At 59.0% G+C, this 14,719-nt stretch carries 17 protein-coding genes and 3 tRNA genes; 11 read left to right on the forward strand and 9 right to left on the reverse strand.

Going from position 1 to position 14,719, the window contains the following annotated elements:
• The first annotated feature begins 23 nt into the window (after nt 1-23).
• The 10 genes from L6D63_RS21035 (at nt 24) to L6D63_RS21080 (ending at nt 7,127) form a co-directional block, all read left to right on the forward strand.
• The gene (locus tag L6D63_RS21035) at nt 24-1,088 is read left to right on the forward strand and encodes an NAD(P)H-dependent flavin oxidoreductase (protein ID WP_047294757.1); all 1,065 of its coding nucleotides are present in this window, start codon (nt 24-26) and stop codon (nt 1,086-1,088) included.
• A 166-nt stretch (nt 1,089-1,254) separates the two neighbouring features.
• A complete protein-coding gene (modA, locus tag L6D63_RS21040) occupies nt 1,255-2,022 on the forward strand; it encodes a molybdate ABC transporter substrate-binding protein (protein WP_131671755.1) in 768 nt (255 codons plus the stop codon).
• Nucleotides 2,023-2,703 (forward strand): molybdate ABC transporter permease subunit, encoded by a 681-nt coding sequence (gene modB, locus L6D63_RS21045; RefSeq protein WP_041064496.1) that lies wholly within the window; start codon nt 2,023-2,025, stop codon nt 2,701-2,703.
• A 3-nt stretch (nt 2,704-2,706) separates the two neighbouring features.
• Nucleotides 2,707-3,786: a molybdenum ABC transporter ATP-binding protein gene (gene modC, locus L6D63_RS21050; protein WP_121185750.1), complete on the forward strand. Its 1,080-nt coding sequence runs from the start codon at nt 2,707-2,709 to the stop codon at nt 3,784-3,786.
• A gap of 69 nt (nt 3,787-3,855) precedes the next feature.
• On the forward strand, nt 3,856-4,884 hold the full coding sequence (locus L6D63_RS21055) for a DNA topoisomerase IB (RefSeq protein WP_047294763.1): 1,029 nt from the start codon (nt 3,856-3,858) through the stop codon (nt 4,882-4,884).
• Nucleotides 4,885-5,073: 189 nt separating this feature from the next.
• Nucleotides 5,074-5,304: a hypothetical protein gene (locus tag L6D63_RS21060; RefSeq protein WP_041064505.1), complete on the forward strand. Its 231-nt coding sequence runs from the start codon at nt 5,074-5,076 to the stop codon at nt 5,302-5,304.
• Between the two features lie 122 nt (nt 5,305-5,426).
• Nucleotides 5,427-5,657, forward strand: a complete 231-nt coding sequence (locus tag L6D63_RS21065) for a hypothetical protein (RefSeq protein WP_007964939.1) — start codon at nt 5,427-5,429, stop codon at nt 5,655-5,657.
• A 106-nt stretch (nt 5,658-5,763) separates the two neighbouring features.
• Entirely contained in the window at nt 5,764-6,048 is a 285-nt protein-coding gene (locus L6D63_RS21070) for a hypothetical protein (protein WP_047294765.1), read from the forward strand.
• Between the two features lie 210 nt (nt 6,049-6,258).
• Nucleotides 6,259-6,765 carry a peptide-methionine (S)-S-oxide reductase MsrA gene (msrA, locus tag L6D63_RS21075; RefSeq protein WP_041064515.1) on the forward strand — a complete coding sequence of 169 codons (507 nt, stop codon included), beginning with the start codon at nt 6,259-6,261 and terminating at the stop codon, nt 6,763-6,765.
• 200 nt (nt 6,766-6,965) lie between these two features.
• Entirely contained in the window at nt 6,966-7,127 is a 162-nt protein-coding gene (locus L6D63_RS21080; protein WP_182401375.1) for a hypothetical protein, read from the forward strand.
• A 152-nt stretch (nt 7,128-7,279) separates the two neighbouring features.
• Here the strand turns inward: L6D63_RS21080 and L6D63_RS21085 are convergent, their stop codons facing one another.
• The 9 genes from L6D63_RS21085 to L6D63_RS21125 all read right to left on the reverse strand — a co-directional run bounded on the left by L6D63_RS21085 (nt 7,280) and on the right by L6D63_RS21125 (nt 12,988).
• Nucleotides 7,280-7,720 (reverse strand): hypothetical protein, encoded by a 441-nt coding sequence (locus L6D63_RS21085; RefSeq protein ID WP_131671754.1) that lies wholly within the window; start codon nt 7,718-7,720, stop codon nt 7,280-7,282.
• 341 nt (nt 7,721-8,061) lie between these two features.
• Nucleotides 8,062-8,148, reverse strand: a tRNA-Leu gene (locus tag L6D63_RS21090).
• Nucleotides 8,149-8,342: 194 nt separating this feature from the next.
• Nucleotides 8,343-8,416 (reverse strand) — tRNA-Cys (locus L6D63_RS21095).
• Nucleotides 8,417-8,462: 46 nt separating this feature from the next.
• A tRNA-Gly gene (locus tag L6D63_RS21100) sits at nt 8,463-8,538 on the reverse strand.
• A gap of 60 nt (nt 8,539-8,598) precedes the next feature.
• Complete coding sequence (gene pgsA, locus L6D63_RS21105; protein ID WP_003225417.1) at nt 8,599-9,159, reverse strand: CDP-diacylglycerol--glycerol-3-phosphate 3-phosphatidyltransferase; 561 nt, start codon at nt 9,157-9,159, stop codon at nt 8,599-8,601.
• Nucleotides 9,160-9,191: 32 nt separating this feature from the next.
• Nucleotides 9,192-11,015: an excinuclease ABC subunit UvrC gene (uvrC, locus tag L6D63_RS21110; RefSeq protein ID WP_041064521.1), complete on the reverse strand. Its 1,824-nt coding sequence runs from the start codon at nt 11,013-11,015 to the stop codon at nt 9,192-9,194.
• A gap of 2 nt (nt 11,016-11,017) precedes the next feature.
• Nucleotides 11,018-11,659: a response regulator transcription factor GacA gene (gene gacA / locus L6D63_RS21115; RefSeq protein ID WP_024012761.1), complete on the reverse strand. Its 642-nt coding sequence runs from the start codon at nt 11,657-11,659 to the stop codon at nt 11,018-11,020.
• A 127-nt stretch (nt 11,660-11,786) separates the two neighbouring features.
• Complete coding sequence (locus L6D63_RS21120; protein ID WP_131671752.1) at nt 11,787-12,230, reverse strand: GNAT family N-acetyltransferase; 444 nt, start codon at nt 12,228-12,230, stop codon at nt 11,787-11,789.
• Nucleotides 12,227-12,988, reverse strand: a complete 762-nt coding sequence (locus L6D63_RS21125) for a carbon-nitrogen hydrolase family protein (protein ID WP_131671750.1) — start codon at nt 12,986-12,988, stop codon at nt 12,227-12,229. The genes L6D63_RS21120 and L6D63_RS21125 overlap by 4 nt, the downstream gene beginning before the upstream one ends.
• Nucleotides 12,989-13,604: 616 nt before the next feature.
• Between L6D63_RS21125 and L6D63_RS21130 the strand changes: the two genes are divergently transcribed.
• Nucleotides 13,605-14,672 carry a 3-deoxy-7-phosphoheptulonate synthase gene (locus L6D63_RS21130; protein ID WP_236170383.1) on the forward strand — a complete coding sequence of 356 codons (1,068 nt, stop codon included), beginning with the start codon at nt 13,605-13,607 and terminating at the stop codon, nt 14,670-14,672.
• The last annotated feature ends 47 nt before the right edge of the window (nt 14,673-14,719 follow it).

A 14,719-nucleotide genomic window follows, 5' to 3' on the forward strand; every position in this document is an offset into this window, starting at 1 on the left:
TCATCGTTCGGAGAACCGCTTCCATGAGCCAATGGCCTGACACTCGCATTCTTGACCTGCTCGGCATCGAGCTGCCGATCATCCAGGGCCCCATGGCCGGTGCCACGAATTCGGCCATGGTGATCGCCGTGTGCAACGCCGGCGGCCTGGGTTCGATGCCCGCCGCAATGCTGAGTATCGAGCAACTGCGCGAAGAACTGCAGACCATTCGCGAGCACACTCGCAAACCGTTCAACGTCAATTTCTTCTGCCATCAGCCACCGGCTGCCGATGAACAGCGCGCACGGGACTGGAAAAGCCTGCTGGAGCCGTACTACCGCGAACTGGGTGTCGATTTCGATGCACCGACGCCGGTGTCCAACCGGGCCCCCTTCGATGCGGCAGCGTGCGCCGTGCTGGAAGAGTTTCGTCCTGAAGTCGTGAGTTTTCACTTTGGCCTGCCGGAGAAATCCCTGCTGGATCGGGTCAAGGCCACGGGTGCGAAAATCCTCTCGTCTGCCACGACTGTCGATGAAGCAGTGTGGCTTGAACAAAACGGTTGCGACGCGATCATCGCCATGGGCTATGAGGCAGGTGGTCATCGCGGGATGTTTCTCAGCGATGACCTGAGCAGTCAGGTCGGTACCTTTGCCCTGGTGCCGCAGATTGTCGATGCGGTGAAAGTACCGGTGATCGCTGCCGGCGCCATTGCCGATGCGCGCGGGGTGGCCGCGGCATTGATGCTCGGAGCATCGGCAGCGCAGGTTGGCACCGCGTATCTGTTCACCCCGGAAGCGAAAGTCAGCGCCTCCCATCATCAAGCGCTGCGCACCGCCAAGGAAAGCGAAACCGCGATTACCAACCTGTTCACCGGCCGCCCGGCTCGCGGCATTCTCAATCGGGTGATGCGCGAAATCGGCCCGATGTCAGCGAAAGCCCCGGCCTTCCCGCTGGCCGGCGGAGCGCTGATGCCGTTGCGGGCAAAAAGCGAAGCGCAGTTCAGCAACCTCTGGGCCGGGCAGGCTTTTCCGTTGGGCAAGGAGCTGAGCAGCGCCGAACTGACCCGGGAACTGGCGCAAGGCGCACTGGCAAAACTGGTCCGACACTGATCCGATCCAGGATGAGGCGCGACACAGCCTCATCCTGTATACAACAGCACTTCCTGTTTAGCGGCATTTCGCTATATATTTCGCTATATAGCGTTTCACCCTACGCATCGGTGCAGTCCACCTCCAACAATAACTGCCCTCTGCACTCGCCAATAACGGAGCTGTTATGACCCTTCGTGCCTCACGTTTTGCCCCCGCTTGCCTGGCTTCTTTGCTGTCGGTTTTTGCCTTGGGCGCCGCTCACGCCGATGAAGTGCAGGTGGCGGTTGCAGCCAACTTCACCGCGCCGATCCAGGCCATTGCTGCCGACTTCGAAAAAGACACCGGGCACAAACTGGTCGCCGCCTACGGGGCCACCGGCCAGTTCTACACCCAGATCAAGAACGGCGCGCCGTTCGAAGTGTTCCTCTCGGCGGACGACACCACTCCGGAAAAACTGGAAAAAGAAGGCGATACCGTCAAGGGCTCGCGCTTCACCTACGCCATCGGCACTCTGGCGCTGTGGTCGGCGAAAGAAGGTTACGTCGATGGCAAAGGCGAAGTGCTGAAGAAAAATGAATACCAGCATCTGTCCATCGCCAATCCGAAAGCCGCACCGTACGGGCTGGCCGCCACTCAGGTGCTGGAAAAACTCAAGCTGACGGAAGCGACCAAAGCCAAAATCGTCGAAGGCCAGAACATCACCCAGGCTTACCAGTTCGTGTCCACCGGTAATGCGGAACTGGGCTTCGTAGCACTGTCGCAAATCTACAAGGACGGCAAGGTCACCAGCGGATCGGCGTGGGTCGTTCCAGCGAACATGCACGACCCGATCAAACAGGACGCGGTAATCCTCAACAAAGGCAAAGACAGCGCCGCCGCCAAAGCGCTGGTTGACTACCTCAAAGGCCCGAAAGCCGCTGCGGTGATCAAGTCCTACGGTTACCAGCTCTAAATGTCGCTCTCGAGTGCCGACTTCGCGGCGATCTGGCTGACCCTGAAACTGGCGTCCCTGACCACCGCGATCCTGCTGGTCGTCGGCACTCCGATTGCCCTGTGGCTGGCGCGCAGTCGTTCCTGGCTGCGCGGCCCCATTGGCGCAATCGTCGCCCTGCCCCTCGTGCTGCCGCCGACTGTGATCGGCTTCTATCTGCTGTTGGCAATGGGGCCCAATGGCTTTCTCGGCCACTTCACGCAATGGCTGGGCCTGGGCACGCTGACCTTCAGCTTTACCGGGCTGGTGATCGGTTCAGTGATCTATTCCATGCCGTTTGTGGTGCAACCGTTGCAGAACGCGTTCGCGGCCATCGGCACCCGCCCACTGGAAGTGGCCGCGACCTTGCGCGCCAATCCCTGGGACACTTTTTTCAGCGTGATCCTGCCGTTGGCCCGTCCCGGTTTCGTAACCGCGGCGATCCTCGGGTTCGCGCATACCGTCGGTGAATTCGGTGTAGTGCTGATGATCGGCGGCAACATTCCCGACAAGACCCGCGTGGTCTCGGTGCAGATCTACGACCATGTCGAGGCGATGGAATATGCTCAAGCCCATTGGCTGGCCGGGGCGATGCTGGTGTTTTCGTTTCTGGTGTTGCTGGCGCTCTACTCCAGCCGCAAGACCCGCGCGGGCTGGAGCTAATCGATGATTGATGCACGTCTGAAAATCGCTTATTCGGGTTTCAGCCTGGATATTGATCTGCATTTGCCGGGGCGTGGCGTGACTGCGCTGTACGGTCATTCCGGTTCGGGCAAAACCACCTGCCTGCGCTGTATCGCCGGGCTTGAGCGCGCCGAGCAAGGTTTCATACAGATCAACGACGAAGTCTGGCAGGACAGCGAACGGCGGATTTTTGTCCCGCCGCACAAACGTGCGCTGGGTTACGTGTTCCAGGAAGCCAGTCTGTTCCCGCACCTGTCAGTGCTGGCCAATCTGCAGTTCGGCCTCAAACGCATTGCCAAGGCCCAGCGCCGGGTCGACATGGCACAAGCCACCGAGCTACTGGGCATCGGCCATCTGCTGGAGCGCCATCCGCAGCATCTGTCCGGCGGCGAACGCCAGCGTGTCGGTATCGCCCGCGCGCTGTTGACCAGCCCGAAACTGCTGCTGATGGATGAGCCGTTGGCGGCCCTCGACAGCCAGCGAAAAAACGAAATCCTGCCGTACCTGCAACGCCTGCATGATGAACTGGACATTCCGGTGCTTTATGTCAGCCACGCGCAGGATGAGGTGGCGCGGCTGGCCGATCATCTGGTGTTGCTCAGCGACGGCAAGGCCCTGGCCAGCGGCCCGATTGGCGAGACCCTCGCCCGGCTCGACCTGCCAATGGCGCTGGGCGATGACGCCGGGGTGATCATCGAAGGCCAGGTCAGCGCCTACGATGCCGAGTACCAACTGCTGAGTCTGCAATTGCCGGCCACGGCCATGAACATCCGCGTGACGCACGCGCCGATGGCGGTCGGTCAGGCCTTGCGCTGCAAGGTGCACGCCCGAGACATCAGTCTGGCCCTGCACAACAGCGAAGCCAGCAGCATCCTCAATCGCTTGCCGGTGACCGTGGTCAGCGAGCTGGCGGCGGACAACGCCGCGCACGTGCTGATTCGTCTGGATGCCGGCGGCACACCGCTGCTGGCACGGATCACGCGGTTTTCCCGGGATCAGCTCGGCATCCACCCGGGCCAGCATTTGTGGGCGCAGATCAAGGCCGTCGCCGTGCTGGCCTGAATTGGTTGGCACGACGGCCACGGCCCGCGGTCAATCGCTGTAACAGAGCGATTCGCCAAGGACACCGCCATGCCCGACACCGCAATAGCCGACGTCTTACCGCCCGACCTGCATTACGTCGACGACACCCAACCCGGCATCCGCCGTAAAAAACTGCGTGGCAAATTCGCCTACTTCGATCCGGCCGGACAACGCATCAACGACCCCGATGAGATCAAGCGGATCAACGCGCTGGCAGTGCCGCCGGCCTACACCGACGTGTGGATCTGCGCCGATCCGCGTGGCCACTTGCAGGCCACTGGCCGCGATGCCCGGGGCCGCAAGCAGTATCGCTATCACCCGCGCTGGCGCGAGGTGCGCGACGCCGACAAGTACTCGCGCCTGCGGGAGTTCGGCCTGGCGCTGCCGAAGTTGCGCAAACAGCTCGAAACCCTGCTCGACGCACCAGGCTTCAGCCGCGACAAGGTCATGGCCACAGTCATCACGTTGCTCGACGCCACACTGATCCGCGTCGGCAACACCCAGTACGCGCGGGACAACCGCTCCTATGGCCTGACCACCCTGCGCAGCCGGCATGTCGAGGTCAACGGCAGCGCGATCCTGTTCCAGTTTCGCGGTAAAAGCGGCATTGAACACCAGATCACCGTCAAGGATCGTCGCCTGGCGCGCATCATCAAGCGCTGCCTGGAAATCCCGGGACAGAATCTGTTTCAGTATCTGGATGAAAATGGCGAGCGGCACACCGTCAGCTCCCACGACGTCAATAGCTACCTGCAAACCCTCACCGGTGCCGACTTCACCGCCAAGGATTACCGCACCTGGGCCGGCAGCGCGCTGGCCTTGGCGGTATTGCGCGAACTGCAATGGGAGTCCGAAGCCGAGGCGAAACGGCATGTGGTGGAGATGGTCAAGAGCGTGTCCAAACAGCTGGGCAACACCCCGGCGGTGTGCCGCAAATGCTACATCCATCCCGCCGTGGTCGAGCGCTTCCTGCTCGGTGCGCTGGCCGAACTGCCACGCCCGAGGGTGCGCAAAGGCCTGCGCGCTGAGGAAGTGGCGCTGGCGATGTTTCTCGAGCAAATGATCGACGCGTCTTGATCGCGCTGGTAGCCGAGCAATCAATCGCGGTTTCCCAGGTTCCAGAGTTTCTACAGGCGTTGAAGCCGACGCATCGCCTGGATTGGCGCGCCACCGAGTGGCTGCAACCGACGAACTGACTGGCTATTTTTTGCACGATTGGCCAAGGCTTCTATAGTTGATCTGACACCTATTTGCTGTGGTGACGCCATGGAAGACATCTTTGTCGTGAAGCGCTGCAACAAGATCATCATTCACGGCCGCCGCGCCGGGGAAAGTCAGCATGAACCTGCCGAATCCAGCAGCTGGTTTCGGATCAATGACACCCGAACCGGAGGCTTCATCGGTGACGGCTATGATCTTGAGGAAGATGCCCGGCGCGAATGCCAAAGGCTCAATGCGGCCAGCTCGCCGCGACCGGCGCGACAATCGGCCGGCTGATGCAATTGACAGGCGGGGTCTATACTCAAAGCAGCTGACGGACCAGCGCCCCAACGGCAGAGAGCTCGCAGCCCGCGGGCTTTTTGCTGCCTCTCAACGGTTTGTCTGAACGGAGGTGCTCCATGTCCGAAAAAGAGTCCATCACCACCCTCCTCACCCTGCTCGACTCCCGTCAGGCGCGCCTGGCTGCGGCCTGCAAGGAAATTGCCGACTGGGTCGATCATCAAGGCGGCCATCCGACCGCCCTGCGCATACGCGATCGCCTGAACGACATCGAAAAAGATACGCCGCTGATTCGCAGTACGCTGTCTTCGTTGCAACCCGTCGAGCGGCCTCTGCCTCGTTTCAGATGACCGGATGGCAATAACGACAGTCTCAACGCGTACCGCCTGGCCGATCCGGCGAACACCTGCAGTCGTGGCAGGTCATAACCTGTACACGTCACCAGGAGACTGATCCATGGTTATCCATTTCAAAGTAGACGGACACCTGGCTTGTGGTCACAAAGGCAATAACCTTGCCTCGAGCCAGGAACTCAATCGCGTTAAATGCCGCAGCTGCCGAAATACCGATGCCTACAAAAATGCGCGCAAAACCCAGCGCAATGCTGCTCGGCGCGCAGCGCGCCACACACAGGCTGATCATGGTGCATCGAACTGGCGCTCGGAATGGATCGCACGCTTGACCGCTCTGGCGGGTCCGCAACGCCTGCCACGGGGCTTTTTCGGGCAAGCGTTTGTGTAATCGCTTGATGTCTTGGTTTTCGTCCATCACTCAGCGCGAATTGCCACGAGTTCACCGCTCGAAACCATCAATGCCCTGACCTTATCGTCAGGGCATTTTATTGAAAACACCGTTTCGAGCAGCCCTTCACCCTGAGTCAAGCTTGCAAATAGCCAACGCGCCCTCATAACCAGAACCCGTATCCACCGTCACCGAGAGGAAAAAACGATCATGACCGGAAAAACCGAAACCGCGATTCTCGCCGGGGGCTGCTTCTGGGGCATGCAGGACCTGCTGCGACGCTATCCCGGGGTGCTGCAGACGCGAGTCGGCTACAGCGGTGGCGATGTGCCGAATGCGACCTACCGCAACCACGGCAACCACGCCGAGGCCATCGAAATCGTCTTCGACCCTGCCGTGATCAGTTACCGGCAAATCCTTGAGTTCTTCTTCCAGATCCACGATCCCAGCACACCCAACCGACAAGGCAACGATCTCGGCCCCAGTTATCGCTCGGCGATTTACTACCTTAACGAACAGCAACGCGACATTGCTGAAGACACCGCTGCCGACGTCGATGCATCCGGGCTGTGGCCGGGGCGCGTGGTCACTGAAATCGAACCGGCGGGCCCCTTCTGGGAAGCGGAACCCGAGCACCAGGACTATCTGGAGCGGATACCGAATGGTTACACCTGCCATTTCATCCGCCCGAACTGGAAACTGCCGAAACGCAGCTGAAAACACATCTGCGTAATCACTCCACGCACGGCGCTGGCCTCTGCTGAGGCCGGTGCCTGCGCACCTCTGGACTTGATCATTTTGGTGAGCCCTCCGTAGCACAGTTCAAGCGCCCGAGGATGAACATACGTTCATCGCAAGCATGGCTAGAAGCGTCTAGCCTGCGGGTTCCAACATAGTGCCTACAGGAGTACCCCACCATGTTCTCGCACGAAAGCCTCCCGCTGATTGCCATTTTCATCATCTTGCTGCTATGCGCAGGTGCGGCGTTTTTACACCCGGCTCATGCATTCTTCAGTTGGCTGCGCAGGCGCAAGGAACGATTAAACGCCCAGGCGGCAAAAGAGGTTGATTCGCGCTGAATGTATTCACTAAACCGGCCCGGGCATGCCTGGGCTTGTTGTTTTCTGACCCTACAGCAGATACAAAAAAGCCCAGCACGGGGCTGGGCCTGATTGTTCGTCAACGTTAAAACATGCAGGCTTTTCAGCCACAAGAGTAGAACTCAAGTGACTTACGCAAGAGCCCTTTCGTGCTCGCTTTCATGCACGTAAACCCATGAAATTCCGGATGGCGAGGTCTGGTCGAGGCGCATAAGCGCCGAATCGACTTTCTTTTTGGTGATGCCGTCTTTGACAAGATCGAAGACGGCCAGGAAGCAGTCCCCTGGAAGCGCTGTGATCGAGAGGTTGGTGATGTGCGATTCAGGGCTTCCAGCACGCTCGCCGTACAACCCCCAAAGTCGCTCCCAATAATCCGCTCGACTCATGATCTGTCCATCGGTGAGTACCACACGAAAGTCATTCGCCAACGCGTCGTACAGGGGTTTGATGGCGCCTTCCGACCGGGAAGACATACCGCGCGACCACGGAAAGAAGAGATTGTACCAGCGGTACACCTCGGCTTCGACGAGAGTGGTTTTATCGGTTGCTGCGTGCACTTGATTGATTGCCATCGGTGTTCTCCTTAACACGTTAAAAATGGCGGGTCTGGCGTGACAGACAGGCCGTCCAAATGCCCATCGCCTGAGCGATGCACCGCGCCTTGATCAAGATCCATCCTGATATCAACGCCATCGGGTCAAGCTCAACTGTTCACTCAATGACTGTTGATATCTTCGACCAAGCCAAAACCGTAGACGCTCGCAGGATTGATTGCATCAAGAAGTGACCAACGGTCTTTGCACACAGGAGGAAAAGGGAAACGGAAGAATTGGCGAGAAGCCATTTAAAAATGGCGATCTGAAAACAAACAAGGGCTTGCATCAGCTTTCGCCCGCAAACCCTTGATTTTAGATGGTGCCCGAAGCCGGAATCGAACCGGCACGCCCTTACGAGCGGGGGATTTTAAGTCCCATGCGTCTACCAGTTTCGCCATTCGGGCGGTAGCGCGGTGTAGTGCTCAAAGCAGTCGATCAGCAAACCCGACAGCGTTAAGCCTTGTAAAGCAGAGCGGGAAATATATACATCACGTCCCGGTGAAGCAAGTTCACAGTGGTTGATTTCAAGACTAAATCTTGCAGCGCACTGGAAATAAAAAAGCTCCGTAAATCATGGATCTACGGAGCTTGTTTAGAGTGGAGGCCGAGGTCGGAATCGAACCGGCGTAGGCGGATTTGCAATCCGCTGCATAACCATTTTGCTACTCGGCCTCAAACGATTGCTGTTTAGTAGCACCACAACAACCGCGTACAAACTTGGAGCGGGAAACGAGACTCGAACTCGCGACCCCGACCTTGGCAAGGTCGTGCTCTACCAACTGAGCTATTCCCGCTTGGTGTGGCGCATTCTATAGATTTCAGATGCCCCGTCAACCCTTTGATTCAAAAAAGTTTTATTTCTTTTCAACGTCGGTTTTCAGATGCGGCCAGGCGGCCCGCAAGTATTGAACCATCGACCACAACGTCAGGCCTGCCGAGATCATCAACAAGGCATAACCCAGCAAGACCCAGAAACTGAAGTCTCTTGGATTGGCCAGCAGGATCACCAGCGCCAGCATCTGCGCTGCGGTTTTCCACTTGCCGAGATTGGACACCGCTACATGAGCGCGGGCACCGAGTTCGGCCATCCATTCACGCAAGGCCGATACGACAATCTCACGGCCAATGATGACGGCTGCGGGAAGTGTCAGCCACAAGTTGCCGTGTTCCTGAACCAGCAGTACTAAAGCGACGGCCACCATCAGCTTGTCGGCAACCGGATCGAGAAAGGCTCCGAACGGCGTGCTTTGTTCCAGGCGACGAGCCAGATAGCCGTCGAGCCAGTCAGTGGCCGCCGCAAAGGCGAACACCGAGGCGGAGGCCATGTAGCTCCACTGATAAGGCAGGTAAAACAGCAAAATGAAGATCGGGATGAGCAGGACGCGTAGAACGGTAATCAGATTCGGGATATTCATCGGCACAACTGGCTACGAGGTGAGTTGGCATTCTACTCGCTATGCAGGTTTGCATAAATCGACTCTGCGAGCTTTTTACTGATCCCCGGTGCTTTGGCGATCTCTTCGATGCTTGCACGAGACAGCTCCTGCAATCCACCAAAATGTTTCAACAAGTCCCGACGCCGGGTCGGCCCTACACCTGCAACACCTTCCAGCGTCGACGTACGGCGGGTTTTGCCGCGCCGCGCACGGTGGCCAGTGATCGCGAACCGGTGTGCCTCGTCGCGAATCTGCTGGATCAGGTGCAACGCGGGTGAGTCGCCACGCAAAGTGAACTCATGGGCGGCATCATTAAGATACAAAGTTTCGAACCCTGCCTTGCGGGTTGCGCCCTTGGCCACACCCAGCAGGATCAGGTCCGGCACCGCCAATTCGTTGAGCACGTCGCGGGCCATCGACAATTGTCCCTTGCCGCCGTCCACCAGCAGAATATCCGGCAGTTTGCCCTCCCCGTCCTTCAGCTTGCTGAAGCGCCGGGTCAGGGCCTGATGCATGGCCGCATAGTCATCGCCCGCTGTGACGCCCTCGATGTTGTAACGACGATAGTCGGATTTGATCGCACCTTCCGGACCAAACACGACGCAAGAGGCGACAGTCGCCTCGCCACTGGAGTGGCTGATGTCATAGCATTCGAGGCGCTGCGGTGGTTCATCCAGGTTCAGTACTTCTGCCAGCGCGTCGAAGCGCGCAGCCGTGTGTTGACGGTTGGCCAGGCGCGCACCCAGCGCTTGCTCGGCATTGGTGACCGCCAACTGCTGCCAGCGCGCCCGCGTGCCACGCACCCGGTGGCTGATGCTCAGCTCGCGACCACGCAACTCGTGGATGGCGTCGATCAGGGCCGTGGCGTCTTCGGGCACGACGTTGACGATCAGTTCGCTCGGCAAGTCGCGTTCCGGGCTGCTGATATAGTACTGGCCGAGGAACGCCGCCATGACTTCGGCAACCTCCTCTTCAATACCCACCTGTGGAAAGAAGTTTTTGCTGCCCAGCACTCGCCCGCCGCGCACGCTGATCAAATGAACGCACGCACCGCCCGGGTTGACGAAGGCTGCGATGACATCGATGTCGCCGGTACCGCCTTCCATGCTTTGCTGATCCTGGACCCGGCGCAGCAAGGCAATCTGGTCACGCAACTCGGCGGCGCGTTCGAACTCGAGATTGATCGCCGCCTCTTCCATCGCCGTTGACAGCTCATTGGTCAGCGCGTGACTGCGCCCTTCAAGAAACATCACCGAGTGGCGCACATCCTCGGCATAAACTTCCGGCTCAACCAAACCGACACAAGGTGCCTTGCAGCGTTTGATCTGATACTGAAGACAAGGGCGCGTACGGTTCTTGTAGTAACTGTCCTCACACTGCCGGACGAAAAAGGTCTTTTGCAGCAGGCTGAGGCTTTCTCGAATGGCCCCGGCGCTCGGATACGGGCCGAAATACTTGCCCTTCGCCTTCTTCGCGCCACGATGGATGCTCAGCCGTGGGAACTGGCCGTCAGACAGAAATACATAGGGATAGGACTTATCGTCGCGCAACAGAATGTTGTACGGCGGCCGCCACTCCTTGATCAGCGTCTGCTCAAGCAGCAATGCCTCGGTTTCATTGGCGGTGATGGTCGTTTCGACCTGTGCGATACGCCCGACCAGCGCAGCGGTCTTCGGCGCCAGTCCGGTCTTGCGGAAATAGCTGGCCAGTCGCTTCTTGAGGTTCTTGGCCTTGCCGACATACAGCAGGCGTGCCTCGTTGTCGAACATGCGATAGACGCCGGGACGCCCGCTGACAGTCGCCAGGAAGGCGCCGGAATCGAATATTTCAGTCATGATCAGGCGCTGGCGTCAACCATGCCGTGGCGCACGGCCAGCAACGTCAACTCGACATCGCTGCTGATCGACAGTTTTTCGAAGATCCGGTAGCGATAGGTATTCACGGTTTTCGGCGACAGACAGAGCTTGTCGGAGATGATCTGCACCTTCTGGCAGCCGACAATCATCAACGCAATCTGGATTTCCCGTTCGGACAAGGCATCGAACGGTGAGTCATTGGTTGGCTGGAACGATTTGATCGCCAGTTGCTGGGCAATCTGCGGGCTGATGTAACGCTGGCCGGCAAACACCAAGCGGATAGCCTGAACCATTTCCGGCAGACCCGCGCCCTTGGTCAGGTAGCCGGCGGCACCTGCCTGCAACAGACGTGTAGGGAATGGATCCTCCTCACACACCGTGACAGCGACAACCTTGATGTCCGGATGGCTGCGCAACAGCTTGCGCGTGGCCTCGAGACCACCGATACCGGGCATTTTTACGTCCATCAGGACCACATCGGGTTTCAACTCACGGGCCTTGATCAGGGACTCTTCCCCGGACTCGGCCTGTCCAACCACCTGCAAGCCATCGATATCGGCCAGCATCCGTGTAATGCCTGTACGAACGAGATCATGGTCATCGACCACTAGCACCCTAATCAAGCAGACACCTCGCGATATGGTCTTATTGGGATGCCGGACACCTTAGCAAAAACTGCCAGACAGACCTAGCGGCAAGCGTCATTTAAAAAGTTTCAATTCATCATTGAAGGCTTGCCAGCCGTGGGTTTCAGAGCACAGGTGTACCGAAATCGAGCTGCATCCTCAGGAAACACTCGTCCTCGCCACACACATTCAAGCCTTTTCTCTTATACAGGCTTTGCGCAGGATTATTTTTGAATACGGTCAGACGCAGCGCCGGCAGTCCTTCAGCGCGGGCCATGGCGATAACCTGATCAATCGCCCAGGATCCAGCCCCCTGCCCGCGAAACGCCTCGACTATTTGCAGCTCGCGGATATACAACGCCCGGCGATCGCGACTGAGGCTGAAAAATCCCACAGGAATCTGGCCAAGAATGATCAGCCAATTGTCCCGTCCATCCCAGGCAACCTCGAACGCTTGGTCCTGCCACAGCAGATCGTGGCCAATGTAATAGCGCAGCATGTTCTGGCACGTCAGCTCTCGGGCAAATACCCGATCAGCCAGTTCGGCGCGACGCAATTGGTAGGTCATTGCCCCGCCACCACCGGAACTACCCGCCCCTGCCATGCGCCGGCATCACGTCGCGCAACGACCAACAGCTCACCAGGCCCTGGCGCGGCGGCAACCAGCGTGCCGTCTTCAGACCAGACGGCACTGCGACCCGCCGATTGCCATCCACCCGTGAGCCCGGCGTGATTGGCCATCAGAACCGCCATCGAGTGCTTATGGGCGTAGCCCTGCAATATCGCGCTATCCACGTCATAGCCTTTCTCGCCAATCAGCACGCCTGCTGCGTACAGGTCGGCGCCAGCAACGGCAGCCGCTGCCGCGTGGCTGGCGTGGGAAAAATCAGCGCAGACCGCCAGCGCGACGGTATCGTTGCCCATTCGCAAGGTCGAACCACCCAAACCCGGGGCGTAGAAAAGCTCTTCGCCACTGTGCAAATGTTGTTTGCTGTACACCTCGAGAGAACCATCCCTGCCTAACGTCAGCGCGCCGATCAATACCTTGGAGCTACCCTTCAGGCGAATCGGCATCCCGATCACCGCTATGAGACCCAGCTCGCGCGCGCAATCGCGCAAGGGTTGCAGCACCGAATCCTGCGGATCGATTGCCATGTCTGCAGCCATCTGGCCTTCGTAACCTGTCAGCGACAGCTCCGGAAACACCAGCAACTCGACGCCCTGCTCCGCTGCCACGGCCATGAAGCGCAAATGACGGGCGATGTTCGCCGCCAGATCACCGGCAACGGAGAACGATTGAGCTGCAGCGATGGTGAACGTTGACATTATTCATCCTTGGGATTGTGCCAAATACGCAGTGTGTCACAACGCCTGCGGCACTCAAGCAATAGGAAATGTCATGTAGGCGCGATAGCAATTTCTGATTGCTCAGGCGCATGGGCCTCGAGTAAGCTCGGCGCATCCATTGGAGACAAACCATGCTCAATGCCCTCTCACAGCTTCGTTCCGCCAGCGCCTTGCGCTCGGTTGCGGCTGCGCGGGTGAATGACGCTTGTGCTCCTGCCAGCTTTTATTTTGGGTATTGGTTTAGCCACTGGCGCGCCTGATACCCAAACGGCGCCCATGAACACGGGTCGCCCACCAGAGAATTCTCACCCCCGGTCGGCCTCCCGACCGGGGGTTTTGTTTTTTCAGGCCCCAAACTTTTCAGCAACACACCAGACACTTTGAGGAATCACGACATGAACTACGCCACTTATTACCGTTACGACACTTTTAGCGCCTGGCGATTTAGCAGCCTCCGCTCGGGACAGCCTGCCGCCTCCGATCGGTCACCCACAGGTGGCAAGCACACACACGCAGCCAATACGGCCAATTGTCGAACACCCAAGTAGGGCCGAGTGAGCGGGAAGCACCCGCCGCCAGCCCAGGAATCCTGAATATGAACTCGTCTGTTTCTGCTCTGCCACTGTCCACCCTCGACTCTGCCAACGAAACGCTGACTCTGCGTCTGCCCAGCGCGTTGCAACTCAAACAGCAATTGCCCCTGAGCAATGCCCTCGCCCAGCAAGTCGCAGCCCATCGCCAGGCGGTCCGCGCGATTCTCAATGGCGAAGACCATCGCCTGCTGGTCGTCGTCGGCCCTTGCTCGATTCATGACCCGCGCTCCGCACTCGAATACGCCGAAAAGCTTTCCCGCCTCGCACATCAAGTCAGCGACGAGATGCTGCTGGTGATGCGCGCCTACGTCGAAAAACCACGCACCACCGTCGGCTGGAAAGGTCTGGCCTACGACCCGCACCTGGATGGCAGCGATGACATGGCTGCCGGCCTGACCCTGTCGCGCGAATTGATGATCGAGATGATCCGCCTGGGCTTGCCTGTCGCTACCGAACTCCTGCAGCCCATGGCTGCCGGTTATTTCGACGACCTGCTCAGTTGGGTTGCGATCGGTGCACGCACCACCGAATCGCAGATCCACCGGGAAATGGCCAGTGGTCTGAACATGCCCGTCGGCTTCAAGAACGGCACTGACGGCGGCGTCGCTGTAGCCGTCGATGCCATGCGCTCAGCAGCCCACCCGCATCGACACTTTGGTGTCGACAGCCAGGGGCACCCGGCGATCATTCAGACCTCGGGCAACCCTGACACGCATATGGTGCTGCGTGGTGGCCATCACGGCCCGAACTACGGTCACGAAAGCATTGCCCAGGTCCGTGCCGACTTGAAACGCCTGAAGATTCCGGCGCGGATCATGGTTGACTGCAGTCACGCCAACAGCGGCAAGGATCCTCTGCGCCAGCCCGAGGTGTTCAATGCGGTGCTCGAACAGCGTCTGCAGGGGGATCGTTCCTTGATCGGGATGATGATTGAGTCCCACCTGTTCGAAGGCTGCCAGCCTCTAGGCCCCGCCCTGCGTTACGGCGTGTCGGTGACCGATGGTTGCCTTGGGTTCAGTGCGACAGAGCTGTTGCTGTCGAACGCAGCCGAACGTCTTCGAGCCTGTTGATCGGAACAGCCTTTGCGGGATTGTCAAAATCCCGCAAAGGCTGAGTC

Origin of the sequence: Pseudomonas parakoreensis (assembly GCF_021602155.1) — a bacterium.
Lineage (GTDB): Bacteria > Pseudomonadota > Gammaproteobacteria > Pseudomonadales > Pseudomonadaceae > Aquipseudomonas > Aquipseudomonas parakoreensis.

Coding starts and splice junctions, on each gene's coding strand:
- L6D63_RS21035 (WP_047294757.1), top strand. CDS start 24: ATGAGCCAATGGCCTGACACTCGCATTCTTGACCTGCTCGGCATCGAG.
- modA (WP_131671755.1), top strand. CDS start 1,255: ATGACCCTTCGTGCCTCACGTTTTGCCCCCGCTTGCCTGGCTTCTTTG.
- modB (WP_041064496.1), top strand. CDS start 2,023: ATGTCGCTCTCGAGTGCCGACTTCGCGGCGATCTGGCTGACCCTGAAA.
- modC (WP_121185750.1), top strand. CDS start 2,707: ATGATTGATGCACGTCTGAAAATCGCTTATTCGGGTTTCAGCCTGGAT.
- L6D63_RS21055 (WP_047294763.1), top strand. CDS start 3,856: ATGCCCGACACCGCAATAGCCGACGTCTTACCGCCCGACCTGCATTAC.
- L6D63_RS21060 (WP_041064505.1), top strand. CDS start 5,074: ATGGAAGACATCTTTGTCGTGAAGCGCTGCAACAAGATCATCATTCAC.
- L6D63_RS21065 (WP_007964939.1), top strand. CDS start 5,427: ATGTCCGAAAAAGAGTCCATCACCACCCTCCTCACCCTGCTCGACTCC.
- L6D63_RS21070 (WP_047294765.1), top strand. CDS start 5,764: ATGGTTATCCATTTCAAAGTAGACGGACACCTGGCTTGTGGTCACAAA.
- msrA (WP_041064515.1), top strand. CDS start 6,259: ATGACCGGAAAAACCGAAACCGCGATTCTCGCCGGGGGCTGCTTCTGG.
- L6D63_RS21080 (WP_182401375.1), top strand. CDS start 6,966: ATGTTCTCGCACGAAAGCCTCCCGCTGATTGCCATTTTCATCATCTTG.
- L6D63_RS21085 (WP_131671754.1), bottom strand. CDS start 7,720: ATGGCAATCAATCAAGTGCACGCAGCAACCGATAAAACCACTCTCGTC.
- pgsA (WP_003225417.1), bottom strand. CDS start 9,159: ATGAATATCCCGAATCTGATTACCGTTCTACGCGTCCTGCTCATCCCG.
- uvrC (WP_041064521.1), bottom strand. CDS start 11,015: ATGACTGAAATATTCGATTCCGGCGCCTTCCTGGCGACTGTCAGCGGG.
- L6D63_RS21120 (WP_131671752.1), bottom strand. CDS start 12,230: ATGACCTACCAATTGCGTCGCGCCGAACTGGCTGATCGGGTATTTGCC.
- L6D63_RS21125 (WP_131671750.1), bottom strand. CDS start 12,988: ATGTCAACGTTCACCATCGCTGCAGCTCAATCGTTCTCCGTTGCCGGT.
- L6D63_RS21130 (WP_236170383.1), top strand. CDS start 13,605: ATGAACTCGTCTGTTTCTGCTCTGCCACTGTCCACCCTCGACTCTGCC.